13 protein-coding genes and 1 pseudogene are annotated in these 18,866 nt (G+C 67.8%); 8 read left to right on the forward strand and 6 right to left on the reverse strand.

What is annotated here, in order from left to right:
* Positions 1 to 183 precede the first annotated feature (183 nt).
* Complete coding sequence (locus tag FXN61_RS55065) at positions 184 to 3,780, forward strand: nSTAND1 domain-containing NTPase (RefSeq protein WP_167970388.1); 3,597 nt, start codon at positions 184 to 186, stop codon at positions 3,778 to 3,780.
* A gap of 13 nt (positions 3,781 to 3,793) precedes the next feature.
* On the opposite strand, the gene FXN61_RS04185 is transcribed toward FXN61_RS55065, so the two are convergent.
* The 3 genes from FXN61_RS04185 to FXN61_RS04195 form a co-directional block, all read right to left on the reverse strand.
* Positions 3,794 to 6,394, reverse strand: coding sequence for a glycoside hydrolase family 3 protein (locus FXN61_RS04185; protein ID WP_167970390.1), 2,601 nt, complete (start codon positions 6,392 to 6,394; stop codon positions 3,794 to 3,796).
* A 340-nt stretch (positions 6,395 to 6,734) separates the two neighbouring features.
* Positions 6,735 to 7,388 (reverse strand): YdcF family protein, encoded by a 654-nt coding sequence (locus FXN61_RS04190; RefSeq protein WP_312877540.1) that lies wholly within the window; start codon positions 7,386 to 7,388, stop codon positions 6,735 to 6,737.
* A 13-nt stretch (positions 7,389 to 7,401) separates the two neighbouring features.
* Positions 7,402 to 8,538 carry a hypothetical protein gene (locus tag FXN61_RS04195; protein ID WP_312877541.1) on the reverse strand — a complete coding sequence of 379 codons (1,137 nt, stop codon included), beginning with the start codon at positions 8,536 to 8,538 and terminating at the stop codon, positions 7,402 to 7,404.
* Between the two features lie 532 nt (positions 8,539 to 9,070).
* On the opposite strand from FXN61_RS04195, the gene FXN61_RS04200 reads away from it, so the two are divergent.
* The gene (locus tag FXN61_RS04200) at positions 9,071 to 9,526 is read left to right on the forward strand and encodes a glycine-rich domain-containing protein (RefSeq protein ID WP_167970392.1); all 456 of its coding nucleotides are present in this window, start codon (positions 9,071 to 9,073) and stop codon (positions 9,524 to 9,526) included.
* A gap of 9 nt (positions 9,527 to 9,535) precedes the next feature.
* Entirely contained in the window at positions 9,536 to 10,357 is an 822-nt protein-coding gene (locus FXN61_RS04205; RefSeq protein ID WP_167970394.1) for a protein kinase family protein, read from the forward strand.
* 25 nt (positions 10,358 to 10,382) lie between these two features.
* On the opposite strand, the gene FXN61_RS04210 is transcribed toward FXN61_RS04205, so the two are convergent.
* Positions 10,383 to 12,029, reverse strand: coding sequence for a glutamate--tRNA ligase (locus tag FXN61_RS04210; protein ID WP_167970396.1), 1,647 nt, complete (start codon positions 12,027 to 12,029; stop codon positions 10,383 to 10,385).
* A 75-nt stretch (positions 12,030 to 12,104) separates the two neighbouring features.
* Between FXN61_RS04210 and FXN61_RS04215 the strand changes: the two genes are divergently transcribed.
* On the forward strand, positions 12,105 to 13,286 hold the full coding sequence (locus tag FXN61_RS04215; protein ID WP_167970398.1) for a zinc-dependent alcohol dehydrogenase: 1,182 nt from the start codon (positions 12,105 to 12,107) through the stop codon (positions 13,284 to 13,286).
* A gap of 19 nt (positions 13,287 to 13,305) precedes the next feature.
* A complete protein-coding gene (locus FXN61_RS04220) occupies positions 13,306 to 13,926 on the forward strand; it encodes an L-threonylcarbamoyladenylate synthase (RefSeq protein ID WP_167970400.1) in 621 nt (206 codons plus the stop codon).
* A gap of 30 nt (positions 13,927 to 13,956) precedes the next feature.
* Here the strand turns inward: FXN61_RS04220 and FXN61_RS04225 are convergent, their stop codons facing one another.
* On the reverse strand, positions 13,957 to 15,780 hold the full coding sequence (locus tag FXN61_RS04225; protein ID WP_312877542.1) for a S8 family serine peptidase: 1,824 nt from the start codon (positions 15,778 to 15,780) through the stop codon (positions 13,957 to 13,959).
* A 243-nt stretch (positions 15,781 to 16,023) separates the two neighbouring features.
* On the opposite strand from FXN61_RS04225, the gene FXN61_RS04230 reads away from it, so the two are divergent.
* Positions 16,024 to 16,983, forward strand: coding sequence for a hypothetical protein (locus tag FXN61_RS04230; RefSeq protein ID WP_167970402.1), 960 nt, complete (start codon positions 16,024 to 16,026; stop codon positions 16,981 to 16,983).
* A 336-nt stretch (positions 16,984 to 17,319) separates the two neighbouring features.
* Here FXN61_RS04230 and FXN61_RS04235 read toward each other — a convergent pair whose 3' ends face one another.
* Complete coding sequence (locus tag FXN61_RS04235) at positions 17,320 to 17,901, reverse strand: NUDIX domain-containing protein (protein WP_246290640.1); 582 nt, start codon at positions 17,899 to 17,901, stop codon at positions 17,320 to 17,322.
* Positions 17,902 to 18,030: 129 nt separating this feature from the next.
* Between FXN61_RS04235 and FXN61_RS04240 the strand changes: the two genes are divergently transcribed.
* Together FXN61_RS04240 and FXN61_RS04245 are read left to right on the forward strand one after the other, a co-directional pair.
* Positions 18,031 to 18,498, forward strand: a complete 468-nt coding sequence (locus tag FXN61_RS04240; RefSeq protein WP_167970404.1) for a helix-turn-helix domain-containing protein — start codon at positions 18,031 to 18,033, stop codon at positions 18,496 to 18,498.
* Positions 18,456 to 18,866 (forward strand): annotated as a pseudogene (locus FXN61_RS04245) (hypothetical protein); the annotation flags it as partial. The gene FXN61_RS04240 and the pseudogene FXN61_RS04245, both read left to right, overlap by 43 nt.

The following is an 18,866-nucleotide window of genomic DNA, read 5'->3' on the forward strand; positions in this document are numbered from 1 at the left end:
GGCGCCGCCCGCGTCGGTCTTCGGGTCCGGCTAGGTCTTCGGGTCCGGTGACGGGTTGTCGGGTTTGCGGGTCTCGACGAGCAGGTCGCGAATGTCTCCGTTCATGTGCTCTTCCTAGAACGAACGCGTTGTTCGGTTCCGCCGACTGGACGCCGAACAAACAACAAGAGAACAATCCGGCGGGTGCCGAGACCTGAGCGCCCGCTGGATTCCGACGATGCCGAGCTGCTCAGGTTCGCCGCGGACTTGAGATTGTTGCGTGAGAAAGCAGGTAAGCCGACCTACCGCGAGCTGAGCAAGGTCGCGCACTATTCGGTGACGGTGCTCTCCGAGGCCGCGAGCGGCAGGAAACTGCCCAGCCTGGCCGTGACCACGGCTTACGTGCACGCGTGCGGCGGTGACGTCGAACAATGGCGGCGAAGATGGCACGACGTGGCCGACGGCGCGAAGCCCGCCGATCCGGAGCGCGAACCGCCCTATCTCGGCCTCGGCGCCTTCCAGGCAGCGGACTCCGACCGGTTTTTCGGCAGGGAGAAGCTCGTCGGGCAACTGCTGGACAAAGTAAGTGAACGTCCATTCGTGGGCGTTTTCGGCGCTTCCGGATCGGGCAAGTCCTCACTGCTGCGAGCCGGTCTTGTCGCTGCCAGACCCGCCGACGTCTTCTCCCCCGGCCCGCACCCGATGCAGGCCTGGGGCGAGACGACCGCGGACCTCGTGGTGATCGACCAGTTCGAGGAGGTCTTCACCCTCTGCCGCGACGAGGACGAACGGGTCGCGTTCATCGACGCGATCACGTCCGTGGCCGGCAAGAAGGTCGTCATCGACGTCCGTTCCGACTTCTACGGCCACTGCGGCCGCTACCCCGCGCTGGTCGACGCGCTGCACGACGCGCAGATCCTGGTCGGCGCGATGAGCCCGCAGGAGCTGCGGCGGGCGATCACCGAACCGGCGTTGCGCGCCGGCTACACCGTCGAGGGCGCGCTGGTGTCGGTGCTGGAGGCCGAGCACGCGCCGTTGCCACTGGTCTCGCACGCGCTGCTGGAGACGTGGCGTCGTCGTCGCGGCACTCGTCTGACCGTGGCGGGCTACGAGGAGACGGGCGGCGTGCGGCACGCGCTGGCCCAAAGCGCCGAGGCCGCGTATCTGGAGCTGGACCCCGGTCAGCAGGCCCTCGCGCGCAAGATCTTCCTGCGGCTGACGGCACTGGGCGAGGGCACCGAGGACACCAAGCGCAGAGTCAGCCGCGAGAGCCTCGACAACGACGACGAGACGCTGTTCGTGCTCGACCACCTCGCGCGCGCACGCCTGATCACGCTCGACGACACCGGTGTCGACCTCACGCACGAGGCGGTGATCCGCTCGTGGCCCAGGTTGTCCGGCTGGCTGACGGCGAACCGCGACGGCCTGCGCGTCCACCACCAGCTCACCGAGGCGACCGCGACGTGGGAGTCGCTGAACCGCGACTCGGGCGCGCTTTATCGGGGCGTGCGGCTCGCGCTGGCCCGTGAGTGGGCCGCGGGCGACGCCGACGCGATGTCCGCGCGCGAACGCCGGTTCCTCAACGCGAGCGTCGAGGCGGAGGAGGCCGAACAGGAGGCCGCCCGGCGCACCACCCGCAGGCTGCGGCAGTTGGTCGCGTTGCTGACCGTGCTGCTGGTACTCGCCGTGACGGCGGTCGGTTTCGCGATCAGCGCCCAGCGCGAGTCCACAGCACAGCGGAACATGGCCCTCGCCCGTCAGGCGGTCCGCGACGCGCAGACTCTGCAGAACTCCGAGTCCAGCCGCGCCGCCCAGCTCAGCCTCGCCGCGCATGAGCTCACCGACAACGCCGAGACCAGGGACAACCTGGCGAGCGCCCCGTCAGGGCCGCACTTCACCCACTGGACCGCGCACACCGCCGACATCCCGGCCACCTCGGTGCACGGCACCACGCTCGCGACGACCAGCTGGGACCGCTCGGTCAAGCTGTGGGACATCGCCGACCACCGCGAGCCCGTCCTTCTCGGCACCACGTCAGTCGACCACGAGCCGCTGAGCCTCGAGTTCAGCAAGGACGGCCGTCTGCTCGCGGTTGCCGACGAACGCGCGGTCACGTTGTTCGACGCGACGGACCCACGCCACCCTCAGCGCCTGGGAGTGATCCAGTCCCCGGCCGACGCGCTGTTGGCGGCCGCGATGAACCACGACGGCACGCTCGTAGTCACGACGCACAACGACGGCAGCGCACGACTGTGGGACATCACCGACCCGCGTAACCCGGTGCTCACACACACGCTGCCTGGACACGACCGTGTGATGAGGGCAGCCGCGTTCCGCCCGGACGGCCGCGCATTCGCCGTGGCCTCACGGTCGTCCGTCGTGCTGTACTCGCTCGACGGCACGCCAGAGCGCAAGGGTGAGCTGATCGGGCATTCGCAGGCCGTCCAGTCGCTGGCGTTCAGCCCCGACGGCAGGACGATCGGCACCGGCTCGTGGGATCAGACCGCCCGGTTGTGGGATGCGGCAGAGCTGACCGCGCCACGGTCGCGCGCCGAGTTCACGGGAAGCAACGCGATCGTCTGGGGCGTGTCGTTCTCCCCCGACGGCGCCACGTTCGCCGCGACCGGCGACGCGAAGGTACGCCTGTGGAGTGTCGACGGCGTCGGACTGACCGGTGCTCCCCGCAAGCTCGGCACGGTGCCCGGCGGCATCTACTCGGCGGAGTTCACGCCGGACGGCACCACGCTGGTGATCGTCGAAAGCAGAACGGTCCGGCTGCAGGAACTGCGTGAGATGCCGTTGTTCGGCCACGAGAACAACGTGTCGTCGGTGTCGTTCCGCCCGGACGGCCAGGTGCTCTCGAGCAGCAGCTGGGACGGCACCGTGCGGCTCTGGCGAATGACCGCGCAACGCACCCGTGAACCGCTCGCGCGGATCACCGACGCCACCGGGTTCGCGCGTTCCGCGGCGTTCAGCCCGGACGGCAGATGGCTCGCGGCCGCGAGCGACGACTCGTGGGTCCGGATCTACGACGTCACCGACCCGGCAGCACCCCGGCTGAAGGCGAAGTTCGTCCCGCTGGCGGACCAGCCGTCCGTGTCGGTCGCGTTCAGCCCGGACGGCAGGACGCTCGCCGTCGGCTCGTTCAAAGTGCTGACGTTGTGGGACATCACGAACTTGGACCAGCCCCAAGAACTCTTCCGGCGCGAGGCCTGGTACGCCGCCGTGTGGACGGTGACGTGGAACCCCGACGGCACCAGGATCGTCGCGGGCACCGGCAACCAGGCGCGGCTGTTCGACGCCACGAACCTGCGGGAGCTCAAGGAGATCACGTTCTCCGGCAACGGGGACAACCCGTTGCGCGGCGGGTTCAGCCAGGACGGCAGGCTGCTGCTCACCGGTCACGGCGACACCGAGGTGCGGCTGATCGACACCGCGACGCTGCGCGAGGCCGGCAAGCTCACCGGCTTCGGCGGCGTCGCCTACACGGTGGCGTTCCACGGCACCCGTATCGCGATCTCGCACGCCGACGCCAAGATCCGGCTCTGGGACGTCACGGATCCGGCCCGGCCGCGGCTGGAGATGACGTACTCCGGTCACACGGGGGACGTGCCGGCACTCGCGTGGAGCCCGGACGGCACCTATCTCGCGTCCGGGGGCAACGACACCACCGTCCGGCTGTGGGAGATCGGGCTCGATCGCGCCGTAGCGAGGCTGTGCGCGCATGCTCCGGCGCCGTTGACGCCGGAGCAGTGGGAGACGAACTTCCCGGGAGTGCCCTACCGGCGGTTCTGCCGGTAGGGCACTTTTCGGGCTACGTACAGGGAAGCACGTCCGGATCAGCACCCGCCTTGGGCACCCACCGCACGTTCGCGAACGACGCCTGGAACGCGCCGTCGGTGTAGACCAGGAACGGCGTGTTGACGTTCTCCAGGTCCAGTCCCTTGTCGGCGAAGCAGTTGACCGAGAGCTTCACGGTCGCCTTCTGTCCGATGGGGAGGTTGCGGAACGCTTGCGTGGCATCGACTTCCGCCATGCACGGGTACACGCAGTGCGCGCTGACGACCGTGCGGTTGGCCGGGGCCTGATGCACGATCACGTCGAACACGATGGCCGCGTTGGCGTTGCCGTAGCCGCGCAGGTCGCTGCCGGTCGGGCTCTGCAGGTACACCTGGCCCGCGCCGGTGCCGGTCCACGTCGTCTTGAGCGCGTCCTGCTGGACGTTGACGTCGGACTGCACGACGTTGATCTCGGCGTGCGAGGCCTGGCCGTCGGGACCGATCTCGGTGCCGCCCCAGTTCTCAGGGGAGCCGATGAAGCTCTTGTACGGCGCGACGTCCGCGCGGTTGAAGACCTCCAGGTCCTCGGTCGCCGTGCCACCGCCACCACCGCCGGAGCAGGTGCCGCCGGGGCTGCTCTCGTCGAGCTTGCCGACGTTGCCGGTCTGCCAGTCGCGCAGGCCGTAGCCGAGCTTGAACAGCGGGTCCTGGCTCGGGTCGTTGAGCGGCGTCTGGCAGGCGCTGCGCGGCCACGAGTAGGACAGCTTGCCGCTGAACCCGTTGTGGCGTCCCTTGATCAGCAGGTCGGCGATGCCGCCGCCCTCGGTGCCGGGCAGCCACGCGGCCACGAACGCGTCGGAGCGGTTGAGCTCCTTGTTCATGTACAACGCGCGGCCACCGACGTAGACGGTGATGACCGGCTTGCCCTTGCCGGACACCTTGTCCAGCACGGCGAGGTCCTGCGGGTACAGGCGCGCGGCCTCCAGCGTCCGCTTGCCGAGGTCGCCCACGCCCTCCGCGTACGGCGTCTCACCGATGACGGCGATGACGGCGTCGAACTGCGCAGGGTCGACGTTGTCCGCGGTCTCGGCGAACGTGACGTTGGCGGCGCCCAGCGAGTCCTGGATGCCCTTGAGGATGCTGGTGCCGTTGGGGAAGTCGGCGTTGGTGTTGCCGGTGCCCTGCCAGCTCAGCGTCCAGCCACCGGACTGGTTGCCGATGTTGTCCGCGCTCTTGCCGACCACGAGAACTTTGCTGCGCTTGGAGAGCGGCAGCACGCGGTCGTTGTTCTTCAGCAGCACCGCGGACTCCCGCACGGCCTCGCGCGCGAGTTCCTTGTGCAGCAACGCCTTCTGCTCGCCAGCGTGTTCCCTCTGCGAGGGCTTGGGCGCGTCGAACGTGCCGGCGCGCAGCTTGACGCGCAGGATGCGGGTGACCGCGTCGTCGATGCGCGCCATGGGGATCTGGCCGCTCTCGACCTGCTGCACGGTGTTCGCGATGAACGCCTTCCAGTCGTTCGGCACCATGATGATGTCCATGCCGGCGTTGATCGCCTGCGGGCAGCTGGCGTTCGTGCAGCCGGTGACCTGCCCGATGCCGTTCCAGTCGGAGACGAGCAGACCGTCGAAGCCCATCTTCTCCTTGAGGATGCCGGTCTGCACGTACTTGCTGCCGTGCACCTTGCCCTCGTTGATGACGTCGTTCGTCCAGCTGTTGAACGAGATCATCACCGTCTGCGCACCCGCGGCCAGTGCCCCGTAGTAGCCCTGACCGTGAATGTTGATCATCTCTTGCTCGGTGGAGGGGTTGACACCCTGGTCCTTGCCACCGGTCGTGCCGCCGTCGCCGATGAAGTGCTTGGCGGTGGCGATCACGCCGTCCTCGCCGATGCGCTTCTTCGCGTTGTCCTGCAAGCCCTTGATGGCCTCGAAGCCGTAGGCGCGGGTGATCCGCGGGTCCTCCGAGAAGCCCTCGTAGGTCCGTCCCCACCTGTCGTCGCGGACGACGGCGAGCGTGGGCGAGAACGCCCAGTCCTGGCCGGTGGCCCGGATCTGCTCGGCCGTGGCCTCGTTGATGTCGCGGATGAGGCACGGGTCGTGCGCGGCGCCGAGCCCGATGTTGTGCGGGAAGACCGTGGCGCCGAAGACGTTGTTGTTGCCGTGCACCGCGTCGATGCCCCAGATGACGGGAATCTTGGTGCGCGTCTGCTTCGACGCCTCCCAGTAGGCGTCGGCCAGCTTCAGCCAGTCCTGCGGCGTGGCCTTCTTGTTGGCGCCGGGCCAGCTACCGCCACCGTTGAGGACGGAGCCGAACCCGTACGTCGTGACGTCGGCCGGCGTGATCGCGGCGATCTCCGGCTGCGTCATCTGGCCGACCTTCTCGGCCAGCGTCATGTCCTTGAGGATGGCCTTGATCCTGGCCTCGTCCCTGCGGTCACCCTTGAGCTGGCTCTCGACCTTGGGCCAGTCCTTCAGGGCGGGCAGGGACTTCTCGATGCGGGCACACCCGTGCTCGGTCCTGGGCTGCCCGATGACCGGTTGTTTCGGTCCGTGCGCTTCCGGCGCGGCGGCGGCCGCTGTCGCGCTGGCGGCGAGCGTCAGCCCCAGCACTGCGGCAAGAGTGCTTCTCCAATGCATGCCGCAGATCCTCAACGGCGTGTTACGTCCACGTCAATGGGAACGCTCTCATGACTTTTTTCCGGAACTCCGTGGACGAAGCGCCCATACCGGGCTGGTGCGTTCGTGCGGGTGCGGGGCGGTGGTCCGGTTGGGCGGTCGGGTACGGCCGGCCGGGGTGGGTTGCGTTCCGCGATTCCGTTGCGTGCCAACGTTGTCATGCAGGCGGAAGGACGCGCATGGTTGCGTCTCGCGACTTCGTCGCGATGGGGGTGGTTGCTTCATCACCGCTGTTCAGATGACGTATTGCCCTGTCCGGCTCGCTTCGCATCGCCACATCAGGGCGACTTCGGCCGGGAGCTCACAGCAGCCGGCTGTCAAAGCCCGCCTCGATCAGGCGGTCGTACGCGTCCATCACGTCCCCTGGCACGTCCTGCTCCACCGCGAACCCATGCTTCGGGTACTCGACGACTCGCTGCAAGTCACCGACCAACATGTCGACCACGAGCTTCTCGTCACCGATCGACCTGACGTAGTCGTCGAACTCGAGCGGCTCGGACGCGCACACCACCTCGACCTCCGGCCACACCTTGCGGCAGGTGGCGAAGGAACGCCGCTCCATGTACGGCTTCGAGATCAGCAGCACCGAGCGCGGCCGGCAGCCGTGTCCGGCGAGCAGTGAGCGGGACAGCGTCACGTTCTGACCGGTGTTGCCCGCCTCCGGCTCCACGAGAATGACACTGTCCGGGACACCCAGGCTGATGGCGTGCTCCCGGTAGTGCACCGCTTCGCCGCGAGGGAACCGAGCCGCCGTGGTCGGACTGTTGCCGCCGCTGAACACGACCACCGGGAACAGGCCGGCGTGGTACAGCTCGGCCGCGAAGGTCGCCACCCCGAGGTCGTGGCTGCCGAGCCCGATGGCGGCATCGACCGGTCGCAGCTCGTGGCCCATCTGGTGGTACTGCCAGATGCTCTCTGCGTCGCGCCACTGCTCGCCGGTGATGGACACGGTCACTGGTGGTGCACTCCTAGTTCAGATGCTCGAAGGCTCTGCGGATCGCTTCGATGCTTGAGAGTTGGTGGGACATGCCGAACGTACGGGAGGTGCCAGCCGTCTCGTCGAGCAGCCGTAGGCCACTGCCTGACGTGGCTTGATCAGACAGCAGGATGTGGGCGTGTGCCGTCTGCAGTCTGACGCGCTGCATCGGCGAATCCGCAGACTGGTTGGTCAACGCCACGTCGATGTACCGCTGCGCGTTGCCAAGGTCGCCGACGCCTCGGTACGCCAGCGCAAGCTTTTGATGTGCAACCGACCAGTCATCGGGCTCTCCGAGTTGCTCGAAACGCTGAAGCGCCGCAGCCATGGCGGCCATCGCGCGATCGTTGTCGCCTTTCTTGCTCAGAGCCGTGCCAACCCAGAGCAGGGCACGGGTGCGGTCGCGCGGGCTCAGCCTCGCGTCTTCGGCGAGCAGCTCGTAGTCGCAGGCGGCAGGCTCCAGCCGGCCTCTCATCTCCTCGACCACGGCGAGCGACAACTCCATCTGCGCCACCCGCCGAGGCACGTCGAGTTCATGGAAGAGCTCATGTGCCCGGTAGTACGCCTGGCGCGCTGACAAAGGCCCGGCGATGTCACCCTGGTCGCGCCGCAGATCGCCGAGCAACGCCAGCGAGCGGGCGTGCAGGTACAAGCCGTGGTTGTCAAGGTCCTCCGGGGCGAAGCGACGGAGCCAGCGGTCGACGAGATCGGCTGCGAATCTGAAGTCCTGTCGCGCCAGGCACGCGCCCGCGCGTCCCAGGTCGTCACCCCACGTCTCGTAGTCCCACTCTCGTGGACCAGACGAGTAGTAATCCCGGATCGGCGCTCGGCCGTCCTGCCGAAGCAGGAGCTCGAACCGCTGCTTGGTTTCGGCGTCGGCCACAGTCAGGGCAGTGTCCAGGATGGACTGCATGAACGGACGTGGTGTGGTGTCCGCGCCCAGGGCCTCCCACTTGGTCACGGTGCGGACGCCGACGCCCAACCGCTCAGCGAAGGCCCGAACGCTGAGCCGCAGCGCACGGCGAAGTGCCCGCGCCTCGCTACCGGTCCAGTGAGCCAACGACCCCATTCCGGCCTCCCGCGCCTCATGCAACCACGGTTGCGCGAAGTCATGCACCGCAAGTGCCACGGAAGGGCAACACCCGTTCATTCCCCGCAGGACAACCGGTGACCAGGCTCTTCAACAGGCGACAACCACGGAGGTGCTGCTGGCATGAAGACCAAGGCGATTGCGGCGCAGATGCTGCCAGTCACCGTCCAGCTCACCTTCGCGGGGTCTCCGCGTTGAGCTTCGTTGCGGTCATGGTCACGTCCGCCGTTGATCACGCAGTTGTCAACGCCGCTGATCGCGAGCTTTACAAGCTCCGCGAAGCCGCCGCCGACCATGTCCGATGACCTGCCCACCGCCGAAATCTTCGTGGCAACGCCACACGGCATGCACCGATCGACGTGCGAGATGTGCAGATCGCTCATGCACGTCTGGAGTTCTCCCACGGCTGAGCACGTGGAGCTTTCGACCATCCGCGAAGGCTTCGAGACCTTCACATACCGATGCCTGTGTCGATGCGGCTGCCTGGCGATCCTCACCCATTCCGGCCCTATGCTCCCGTCCCCTGCGCAAGGGGCGGCGGGTGCACCGGTTCGCACAGAAGGAGACGACCATGACCACGCTCGCGACTCCGACGCTCATGTCGACCGAGGTGCGGCACCGGCTGCGCACACAACTGGTCCATGAGCACGCGATCAGCGTCATCGAGGCCGACCGGATCATCACCGACACGATCAGCTTCCTCACGGTGTGCGCGGCGAACCGCCACGAACAGTTCCGACCGAGCAAGCAGGTCGACCTGGGCTGGCATCAGTTCATCCTGAACACCCACGACTACGCCGAGTTCTGCGATCGGGCGGCCGGTCGGTTCATCCACCACGTGCCGGAGGAGTTCGTCGCACCGGAGCGTCGCGCGACAGCCGACGTACTCGCCCCTACCGTGGAGGCGATCAAGAACGCCGGGCTGCCCTACCATCCCGAGCTGTGGCTGACCGGCGAAGGACGTTGTTCGCAGTGCCACGCAGGCTGCACCAATTGCGGCCAGGGCGGCGACGAAGACCCGAACTGAGGAAGACAGATGAGCGTCCGCCCTGCGTGGCAGGACCTGCCCACCGGACTGCGGGAAGCTGTGCAGGACCGCACGGGGCCCGTGCTCGAGGCGGAGATCCCTTCGGTTGGGCGCAACTCCGCGTTCGCCGCCTCGCTGACCACTGCGAGCGGTCGAGTGTTCTGCAAGGGAGGCAGAGCGGAAGGTCCGCAGGCGATCATGCACCGCAACGAGGCAGCGGTGAACCCGTTCCTCCCGAAGAACCTGGCGCCGCAGCTGTTGTGGCACATTGAGCAGGACGACTGGCTGCTGCTCGGATTCGAGCACGTTTCCGGGCAGCACGCCGATCTCTCGCCGGGCTCTGCCGATCTCTCGCTCATGGCGGACGCCGTGCGGAAGATCGGTGCGATCAAACCGCCAGAAGTCCCGCGCCGAATGATCGCCGATCACTGGGAAGCGGCACTCGCGAACGGGACCACCAGCGAATGGGCGGCACAAGCGCCGCAACACATGCACGGTTCGACGTTGGTCCATTCCGATCTCAACCCGTTGAACGTCCTCGTCGCCGACACGGCGCGCGTCGTCGACTGGGCGTGGTGGCGGACCGGCGCGGCCTGGATCGACCCGGCGTTCGTGGTCGTCCGGCTCATAGCCGAAGGACACGAGCCGGCGGGAGCCGAGGAATGGGCGGCGCAGTTCGACGGGTTCCGGAAAGCGCCTTCCGAGGCGATCTCCGCGTTCGCCGCGTCACTGGTGTGCCTCTGGGAACGGAAGTTCGCGGACACCGACGTCACGAAGGCGGCTCGGACATGGGCCGAGTTCCGGACAGCGAACGGCCCCCAGTTCCCGTAGAAACCAGGGGCCGCCGAAACAACAGTCAGCCGACGAGCGCGCGCACCCGTCGCAGCACCTCGTCGGTACCCAGCGTGCGGGCGACCGCGTGCAGGTCCGGGCTCCGCGTGGACCCGGTCAAAGCGACGCGGATGAGCTGCGCCGCCTCACGGATCGAGCCGGGGTAGGCGTCCGGGTTCTTCTTGAGCTCCTTGGGGTTCGGCGCGAAGCCGTGCTTGGCGGCCAGCTCGCGGATCTGGCCGAACCACTCCTGCCCGTCCTCCAGGTCCGCGTAGCCGTCCGCGAAGTCGGCGGCGAACGCGGAGATCAGCTCCGGGGAAAGCCCGCCAAGACGCTCGTCGGAGCGGTCGGACACCAGCGGGAACAGCGACGGGAAGAAGAACCCGTAGGCGGACCGGAAGTCGGACCACTTGCGGAGGTCCTTGCGCGGGTTCGCGACCTCGGGGCCGCGCTCGACCCGCAGGGCCGCCAGAGCCTCGTCACGCGAAGCCGCCAGCACCTCGACGAGCTCCGGGTCGTAGGTGGAGGCCCACGCCGAGACGCGATCCACGATCTCCTCACCCGACAGCGTCGCCACGTAGTCGGCGGCGATGTCCTCGAGCTTCACGAGGTCGACCAAAGGCCCGGCGACACCGCACTCGGCGAGGGAGATGGGCGAACCGAGAGCCTCGGCCAGCGGCAGGTCGGCCAGGCGGGCGTTCACCAGGCCGCGCAGGTAGTACTGGACGGCCTCGGCGGGGAAGCCCGCCTCGATGAAGAACTCGACGGAGGCCTCGGGGTCCTTGCGCTTGGAGAGCTTGCGCCGGGAGCCGCCCTGCTGCTTCATCAGCGGCGCGATGTGGGCGTACTCGACGCGCTCGAAGCCCAGTGCGTCGAACAGCTGCAGGTGGGTCGGGACCGACGAGATCCACTCCTCGCCGCGGATCACGAGGTTCACGCGCATCAGGTGGTCGTCGACGGCGTGCGCGAAGTGGTACGTGGGCAGGCGCGGCGACTGGTCGGACGCCTTCAGGATCACCACGTCGTTGCGGTTGGCCTCGTGCTCCAGCTCCCCGCGGATGGCATCCACGAACCTGGTCCGCTCCCCCGCCTTGCCCGGCGAGCGGAAGCGGACGACGTACGGACGACCGGCGTCCAGGGCTTCCTGAACGTCCTCGGCCGTCTTGTCGCGCCAGATCGCCCAGCGGCCGTAGTAGCCGGTGGGGAGTTTGGTGGCCTGCTGACGGGCGGTGATGTCCGCCAGCTCGTCCTTCGTGGCGAAGCACAGGTACGCCTTGTCCTGACGCAGCAGCTCGCGCACGTACGTCAGGTAGATCTGCTCGCGCTGCGACTGGTGGTACGGGCCGTAAACGCCAACGGCGTCGGCCTCGTCGGGCTCGATCGCGAAGTAGGAGAAGGCGCGGTTGAACTGCTCGACGGCGCCGGCGACCTCGCGGGCCTGGTCGGTGTCCTCGACGCGCACGATGTACGCGCCGCCCGAGTGGGACGCGACGTCGCGGTCGATCATGCCGACGTACAGGCCGCCGATGTGCAGGAAACCGGTCGGCGACGGGCCCAGGCGCGTGACCTTCGCGCCCTCCGGAAGCGGTCGCGGCGGGTACTGCTCCTCCCAGAAGGACGGCTCGGGCAGGTCCGAGGGGAACAGGGCGTCGACGACGGCACGGTCGAGCATCGCTGAGGGTCTCCAAACCGGGGAAAGAAGTCCGCCCAGGTTATCAACGCAGGAGCACGGGGAACGCCACTGGGCATGAAGGCAGTCACTTGGCACGGCAAACGCGACGTCCGGGTCGACAGCGTGCCCGACCCGGTGCTCAAGGAACCGGAAGACGTCATCGTGAAGATCACGTCCAGCGGTATCTGCGGTTCGGACCTCCACCTTTACGAGGTGCTCGGGCCGTTCCTCACCGAGGGCGACATCCTCGGGCACGAGCCGATGGGCGTGATCGAGGAGGTGGGCGCGGCGGTCACCCAGCTCCAGCCGGGCGACAGGGTGGTGATCCCGTTCAACGTCTCGTGCAACTCCTGCTTCATGTGCGACCAGGGCCTGCAGAGCCAGTGCGAGACCACCCAGGTCAGGGAACACGGGTCCGGCGCCGCGCTCTTCGGGTACACGAAGCTCTACGGCCAGGTGCCCGGCGGACAGGCCGAGTACCTCAGGGTCCCCTTCGGCAACAGCCTGCCGATCAAGGTTCCGGACGGCCCGCCGGACGACAGGTTCGTCTATCTGTCCGACGTCCTCCCCACCGCGTGGCAGGCCGTCGAGTACGCGAACGTCCGGGAAGGAAGCGTCGTCGCGGTCCTCGGTCTCGGGCCGATCGGCGACATGGCCTGCCGGGTCGCCCGGCACAGAGGCGCCAGAGCGATCGGCATCGACCTCGTGCCGGAACGGCTCGCCCGCGCCAAGGCACGTGGCGTCGAGACGATCGACCTCCGCGGCGCCGGCAAGCGCCTCACCGAGGTCGTCAAGGACCTCACCAGCGGCCGCGGCCCGGACGCGGTGATCGACGCGGTCGGCATGGAGGCCCACGGCGCACCGGCGGCCAAGATCGCCCAGCACCTCACCGGGCTGCTGCCGGACACGATGGCCCAGAGGTTCATGAAGGAAGCCGGAATCGACCGCATGAGGGCGCTCTACAGCGCGATCGACATGGTCCGGCGCGGAGGCACCGTCTCGATCGTCGGCGTCTACGGCGGCATGGCGGACCCGATGCCGATGCTGACCATGTTCGACAAGCAGATCCAGCTCAGGATGGGCCAGGCCAACGTGTGGCGCTGGGTCCCGGAGATCCTGCCGCTGCTCACCGACGAAGACCCGCTCGGCGTGGACGACTTCGCCACGCACCGCCTGCCGCTCGAAGACGCGCCCAAGGCGTACGAGACGTTCCAGAAGAAGAACGACGGCATGGTCAAAGTGCTGCTCAAACCTTGATCGGCATATCCTGCCCCGCATGGCCAAGTACCTGGACGTCCACCCGGTCAACCCGCAGAAGCGCGCCATCGACCAGGCCGTGCGGATCCTGCAGGAGGACGGCCTGATCGCGTACCCGACCGACTCCTGCTACGCGCTCGGCTGCCGCCTGGGCAACAAGGACGGCATCGACCGGATCCGCGAGATCCGCAAGCTCGACGACAAGCACCACTTCACGCTGATGTGCGAGAACTTCGCCCAGCTCGGGCAGTTCGTGGTGGTGGACAACGCGGTGTTCCGCGCGGTCAAGGCCGCCACGCCGGGCGGCTACACGTTCATCCTGCCCGCGACGAAGGAGGTGCCGCGCCGCATGATGCACGCGAAGAAGAAGACGGTGGGCGCGCGTATCCCTGACCACGTCGTGACGCAGGCGCTCCTCGACGCCATGGGCGAGCCGCTCCTCACGTCCACGCTGCTGCTCCCGGACGAGGCGGAGCCGCTGGTGCAGGGCTGGGAGATCAAGGAACGCCTCGACCACGCGGTGGACGCGGTGATCGACTCCGGTGAGTGCGGCACCACGCCCACCACGGTGGTGGACTTCTCCAGCGGCGAGGCCGAGATCATCCGCTACGGCGCGGGTGACCCCGCCCGTTTCGAGTGACCCCGATTCGAACTACCCAGATTTGAACTACTACGACACGACCAGTGCGTAGTCGGCGTCGGTGGCGGTCGTCTCCGTGTGTCCGTCCACGTTGACCGAGGTCGCCACCACCTCGACGGTCCAGGTGCCCGCGGCCGGTGCCTGGACGAACACGTTCTCCACGGTGTCGACGGTGTTCGCGGCACCGCCTGCCGTGGACCAGTTGCCGGCCGCGAGACCGTTGTTGCCCCAGTAGACGGTGCCGTTGGGCGCGGTGACCTTCAGCGTGAGGTCGTTGACGGTCGCCTTGGCCGCGGTCGGCGAACCGGCGGGGTCGGTGTAGGCCAGCGTCGCCCGCAACGGCGTCTGACCGTTGGACGACACCGTGTACTTGCGCGTCTGACCGGTCGTGACCAGGTCGGTCTCGTTCACGAGAACCGGCAGCTTCCAGCCACCGGCCTTCGCGCGGTCGTACAGGTTGCGGACCGACGCGGTGCCCCAGCCCTGGTGCGTGCGGGTCTGGTCGTGCGTGGTCCCGCTGAAAGCGTGCTGGTCAGCGGTGTTGATCAGCAGTGCCTTCGCGGTCGCCGCGTGCGGGCGGGACGTGAAGACGTCGCGGTTCTTGCCGGGAGCGCCGTCGAACACGCCGTCGGCCCACATCTGGAACAGCAGACCGGCGTTGCCGCAGGTGATCGGCGTGGCGCCGGACGTGCCGCCGAACGACGTCGTGTAGGCGGTGTCGTTGGTGGACGTCGTGGTGTCGATGCGGTCGTAGAAGTTCGACAGCTCCGGCTTGATGCGGCCGTCGGCGGCGGGGCCGATCGACGCTCCGCCGTTCCACTTGTCGTCGGCGCGCGAGGCGGTGTTGTAGTGGTAGTGGCCGCCGACCGACAGGACGTTCTTCGCCCACGCCTGCGGGCGTGAGCTGCGGGTGCCCGCGTTGCTCTGCGACTGGCAGATCAGGATGTCGTGGTCGAACACGATCCGGTCCATCTGCTGCGAGATCGCCGTGTAGGACGTGGTGAGCCCGTCACCCCAGCTGTTGCTCTGGAACACGGCCTTGTACTGGCCGGCCGGGTCGACGAGCTGCTTGGTGTGCGCGTACCGGTCGCCGGAGTTGTAGACGGCGAAGATGCCCTGTCCTTCAGGCAAAAGGCCGCGCTGAGCGGACGAGACACCGGACGCGAAGATCTGCCCGTACGTCGACGTGCCGTGCGAGGTGCTCGACGAGTTGCCGGTGTGCATCACCGGCGGACGGGCGCGGAACTCCTGGTGCGTGGTGCGCAGGCCGCCGTCCATCACCTCGCCGCGCACGCCCTGGCCGCGATAGCCGCCCACGGTCTCGATGTGGTTGGCACCGGACGACTCGCGCGAGATCGCCATGTCCGTCTCCGGCGCCGACACCGGGTCGATCGCGATCACGGCGGGCAGCTTGGCGAGCTGGGCCGCCTGGCCGGCGTCCAAGGTGGCCATGATGTGCTCACGGCTGGCGGAGATCACGTTCACCTTGCCGCCCAAGGACTTCACCTTGTCGGCGACGGTCTTCTGGTCGCGCGCGTCCTGCTCGACCAGCGTGATCAGGTAGTCGGAAGAGCCGCCCAGCGCCATGATCTGCGGCTGGGCCTGGAACGGGCGCACCTCGCGCACGTAGCTCAACCGCGTGACACGTGCGGTGTTCGTCATGCGGGCGAGGTAGGTGCCGTCCTGGACGAACGCACCGAGCCGCACGCCGAGGCCCTGGAGCTGGTGGCGCTGGGCGTCGGACAGGGTGGTGCGGAACTGCAACAGGTAAGCGCTCTCAGCCGGGGCAGCGACGGCAGGAACGCCGCTGATCAGCGCGAACGCGGATATGGCTGACAATATTGTGCGCAGCACGAATACAACCTCCACATCGGCAGGGATGGCGATGACCGGAGGGCAGTCACCGCCCGTGACCAGCACGTTACCGCGAAAGACCAGGTCAGGACATCAGTCGATCGGCGGTGATCATGTTGACGGACGGTGTAGAACAATCCCTTTGGCCGCCGATATTCTCATTCGCCCGGATGGCGCATCCGGCGTAACGTCCGGTCAGGTATGCCCGACATGCCCGGCAAAGCATTTCCGCGCGGAGGACGGATGTCTGTCTCACCTGAGCAGCTGATGGAAGAACTGCGGACGTTGTGCCGGGGGCGCGGTGTGCAGACTCCGGGAATCGACTTGCACGTCGGGCCGTTGCTGCGCCGGGTGTGCGGCATCGTGGAGACGGACGGCGCGGAAGCCGTGCGAACGAAACTGCGGGACTGGATCACGAACGCGACGCGCGGTTTCCCGGCGGAGGTCCGCAACGCCGTTCTGGCGCCGCTCGGACTGCACGAGGAAGCGCAGTTCCGGTTCCTCAACGAACGCATCGAGTGGCTCGCGAAGCAACAGGACCGCGGCGCGCGCACGGTGCGCAGGAGGATGGAGGCCGGACTGCAGCGCCTCGTGGAGGTGGCACTGCAGCCGGCACCGTCGACGACGCACGTGGCGCCGTCGGAACTGTGGCACGTCAAGGAGTTCGACGCGCTGCTGAAGCTGGACGGCCCGACGCCCGCGTGCACGGAACGCCGGACCGTCGTGGCCGACACCGACGGTGTCAACGAGATCGCGTGGTCGATCACGATCCCCTCCCCCACGCCCGAGGGTGCTCCAGGTGACCTGGACGTGGAGGTGTTGCACGGGGTCGAGCTCATCGGCCACGAACGGCCGTCCCCGCGGCGTTTTCTCATGAAGCTGCGGTTGCCCCGACCCCTCAACACAGGGCAAACGCACCAGTTCGCACTCGAGGTGCGGGTGCCGCGAGGACAGCCGATGCGTCCGACCTACGTGTTCTGGCCGGAGCGCATGTGCGAGTCGTTCCGGTTGCGGGTGCGGTTCGACCGGGACGACCTGCCCGAATCGGTGTGGCGCGTCGAGGAGGCCCTGGCGCGCGACACCGACGACCTGACGCCCTGGCCGAAGAAGCTGCCCGTCGACGAGATCGGCGAGATCGACGTGTCGTTCCCGCATCCCCGCCAGGGCCGCGGCTACGGCGTTCAGTGGACGCCACGTGCCTAGCCGAGCACGATCAGCAGAACGGACAGCAGATCAATGAAAAAGTGCGGTTCCACGGCTGACACCTCCCTTTGTTGGCCAGGGAGAACCGCAGTCCGAAGTCGGGTCAGATCACCGATACCGTGAAGAAGCTGCCGACCACGAATCCCACGAACAGGCAGATCGCGGCAACCTTCACGACGGTGGTGAGTGAGCAGATCATTCTCATCGAGAAATTCACCTTCTCATCCTGACTGGCTTTCGGTCTGAAGTTCTCGCCGATGCACCAAGAGTGGCTTTCTGCCAGTCGAATGAGAACGGGTTTCCTGTTTCCTCCGAAATGAGGAAACCCTGGGTGTGCTATTTCTGGGCCGTGCGGCGCAACGCCATCACGAGCAATGCGTGCGAACTGCCGGCGTGCGGAAGCATGCCCTGACGGACGAGGTCGAGCGCGTGGCAGAACGGCATGGTCCGCACGCGCAGGTCGGCCTCACCGGGCTCCAGCGCCGCCTCACCCTGGGTGAGCCCGGTGGCCAGGAAGATGTGGTCCACGTGGTTGCTCAGGCTGTCCGCGCCGTGGATCTGGCCCAGCGGCTCCCACTTCTCCGCCCGCAGCCCCGTCTCCTCCGCGAGCTCACGCCGTGCCGCGGCCAGCGGATCGGCGTCCGCGTCGTCGACGGCGCCACCGGGCAAGCGCCACTCGGTACCGCCGTGGGTGTAGATCCACTGCCTCGTCAGCACGACGTGATCGTCGTCCTGGATCGCGAGAACCGTGACGGACCCCGGCGCCACGACGTGCGTGTACGTGTCGTGCCCGCCATCAGGTCTGACGACGTCGTCTGAACGCACCTCGAACCACTGGGACCGGTGGACCACGTTGGTCGCCAAGCGCTGCCAGACCATCACCACACCAGCCGCCTCGTCGGAGCGCGTCATCACCATGACTCACATGGAACCATCGCCGACCGCTTCAGTTAGCCCCAGTTGATCGTCAATCTCCGGCCAATTAATGGACATTCGGTATCCGGGTGTTTGAACCCGTACACACTCGCGGGGGAGGGGGTGAAGCCGTTGTCGCCCACGTTCGCACAGGAGTTACGCCGCCTGCGCAACGAGCGCGGGCTCTCGCTCAGCCAAATGGCCGGTCTCGTGCCGTACAGCAAGGGACACCTCAGCAAGATCGAGAACGGCCAGGTTCACCCGAACCCCGAAATGGCCAAGATCTTCGACGACGCCCTGCAGGCCGAGGGTCACCTGGCCGAACTGGCCGATGCGCCCGTGCGCCCGATCCCGAGCGACCACACCACTCTGCGCACGTACGACTCGATGTTCGACCACCACCGCGCGTTGGGTCATCGCCTGAGCCCCGAGGTGGTGCTCGCCAGCCTGCGTCCCCAGGTGGACGTCCTCAGCTCCATGGCCCGCTCCGCCAGTGACCCCGGTCTGGGCCGCGGACTGTGGCTGCTGGCGCCCGGTACGCCGAGTACGCGGGCTGGATGGAGCAGGAACGCGGCGACGACGCCTCCGCCGCCGAACTGACCAGGCGTGCCGTCCAGTGCGCGGCCAGGGGCGGCGACCTCGAACTGGAGGCCTGGGCGCTGGTCCGTGCCGCGGAGTTCGCCTTGTACCGGGGAGATGCCCGCTCCACCGTCGGCTTCGCCCGCCGCGCGGGCAAGTCCCGTTCCACTGCGGTGCGGGCCGGCGCCGCCCTGCGCGAGGCGCAGGGCTACGCGCTGGCGGGCGCCACGATGCTGTGCGAGGCGGCTTTGGAGCGCGCCCGCGCCCTGCAGGAGAGCCTCGCCGAATCCCGGTACATGCCGCCTCCTATCGGATTGGGTTGCGCCCCTGATCCTTCTCCAGCTCGGCGGCGTCACCGGAGTTTTCTCAGCAATCCGACATCTCTACAG

The sequence above is a fragment of the Lentzea indica genome (assembly GCF_012184385.1).
Taxonomy (GTDB): domain Bacteria; phylum Actinomycetota; class Actinomycetes; order Mycobacteriales; family Pseudonocardiaceae; genus Lentzea; species Lentzea indica.

Coding starts and splice junctions, on each gene's coding strand:
- FXN61_RS04235 (WP_246290640.1), bottom strand. CDS start 17,901: ATGGTGATGACGCGCTCCGACGAGGCGGCTGGTGTGGTGATGGTCTGG.
- FXN61_RS04210 (WP_167970396.1), bottom strand. CDS start 12,029: ATGCTCGACCGTGCCGTCGTCGACGCCCTGTTCCCCTCGGACCTGCCC.
- FXN61_RS04200 (WP_167970392.1), top strand. CDS start 9,071: ATGACCACGCTCGCGACTCCGACGCTCATGTCGACCGAGGTGCGGCAC.
- FXN61_RS04215 (WP_167970398.1), top strand. CDS start 12,105: ATGAAGGCAGTCACTTGGCACGGCAAACGCGACGTCCGGGTCGACAGC.
- FXN61_RS04205 (WP_167970394.1), top strand. CDS start 9,536: ATGAGCGTCCGCCCTGCGTGGCAGGACCTGCCCACCGGACTGCGGGAA.
- FXN61_RS04220 (WP_167970400.1), top strand. CDS start 13,306: ATGGCCAAGTACCTGGACGTCCACCCGGTCAACCCGCAGAAGCGCGCC.
- FXN61_RS04230 (WP_167970402.1), top strand. CDS start 16,024: ATGTCTGTCTCACCTGAGCAGCTGATGGAAGAACTGCGGACGTTGTGC.
- FXN61_RS04185 (WP_167970390.1), bottom strand. CDS start 6,394: ATGCATTGGAGAAGCACTCTTGCCGCAGTGCTGGGGCTGACGCTCGCC.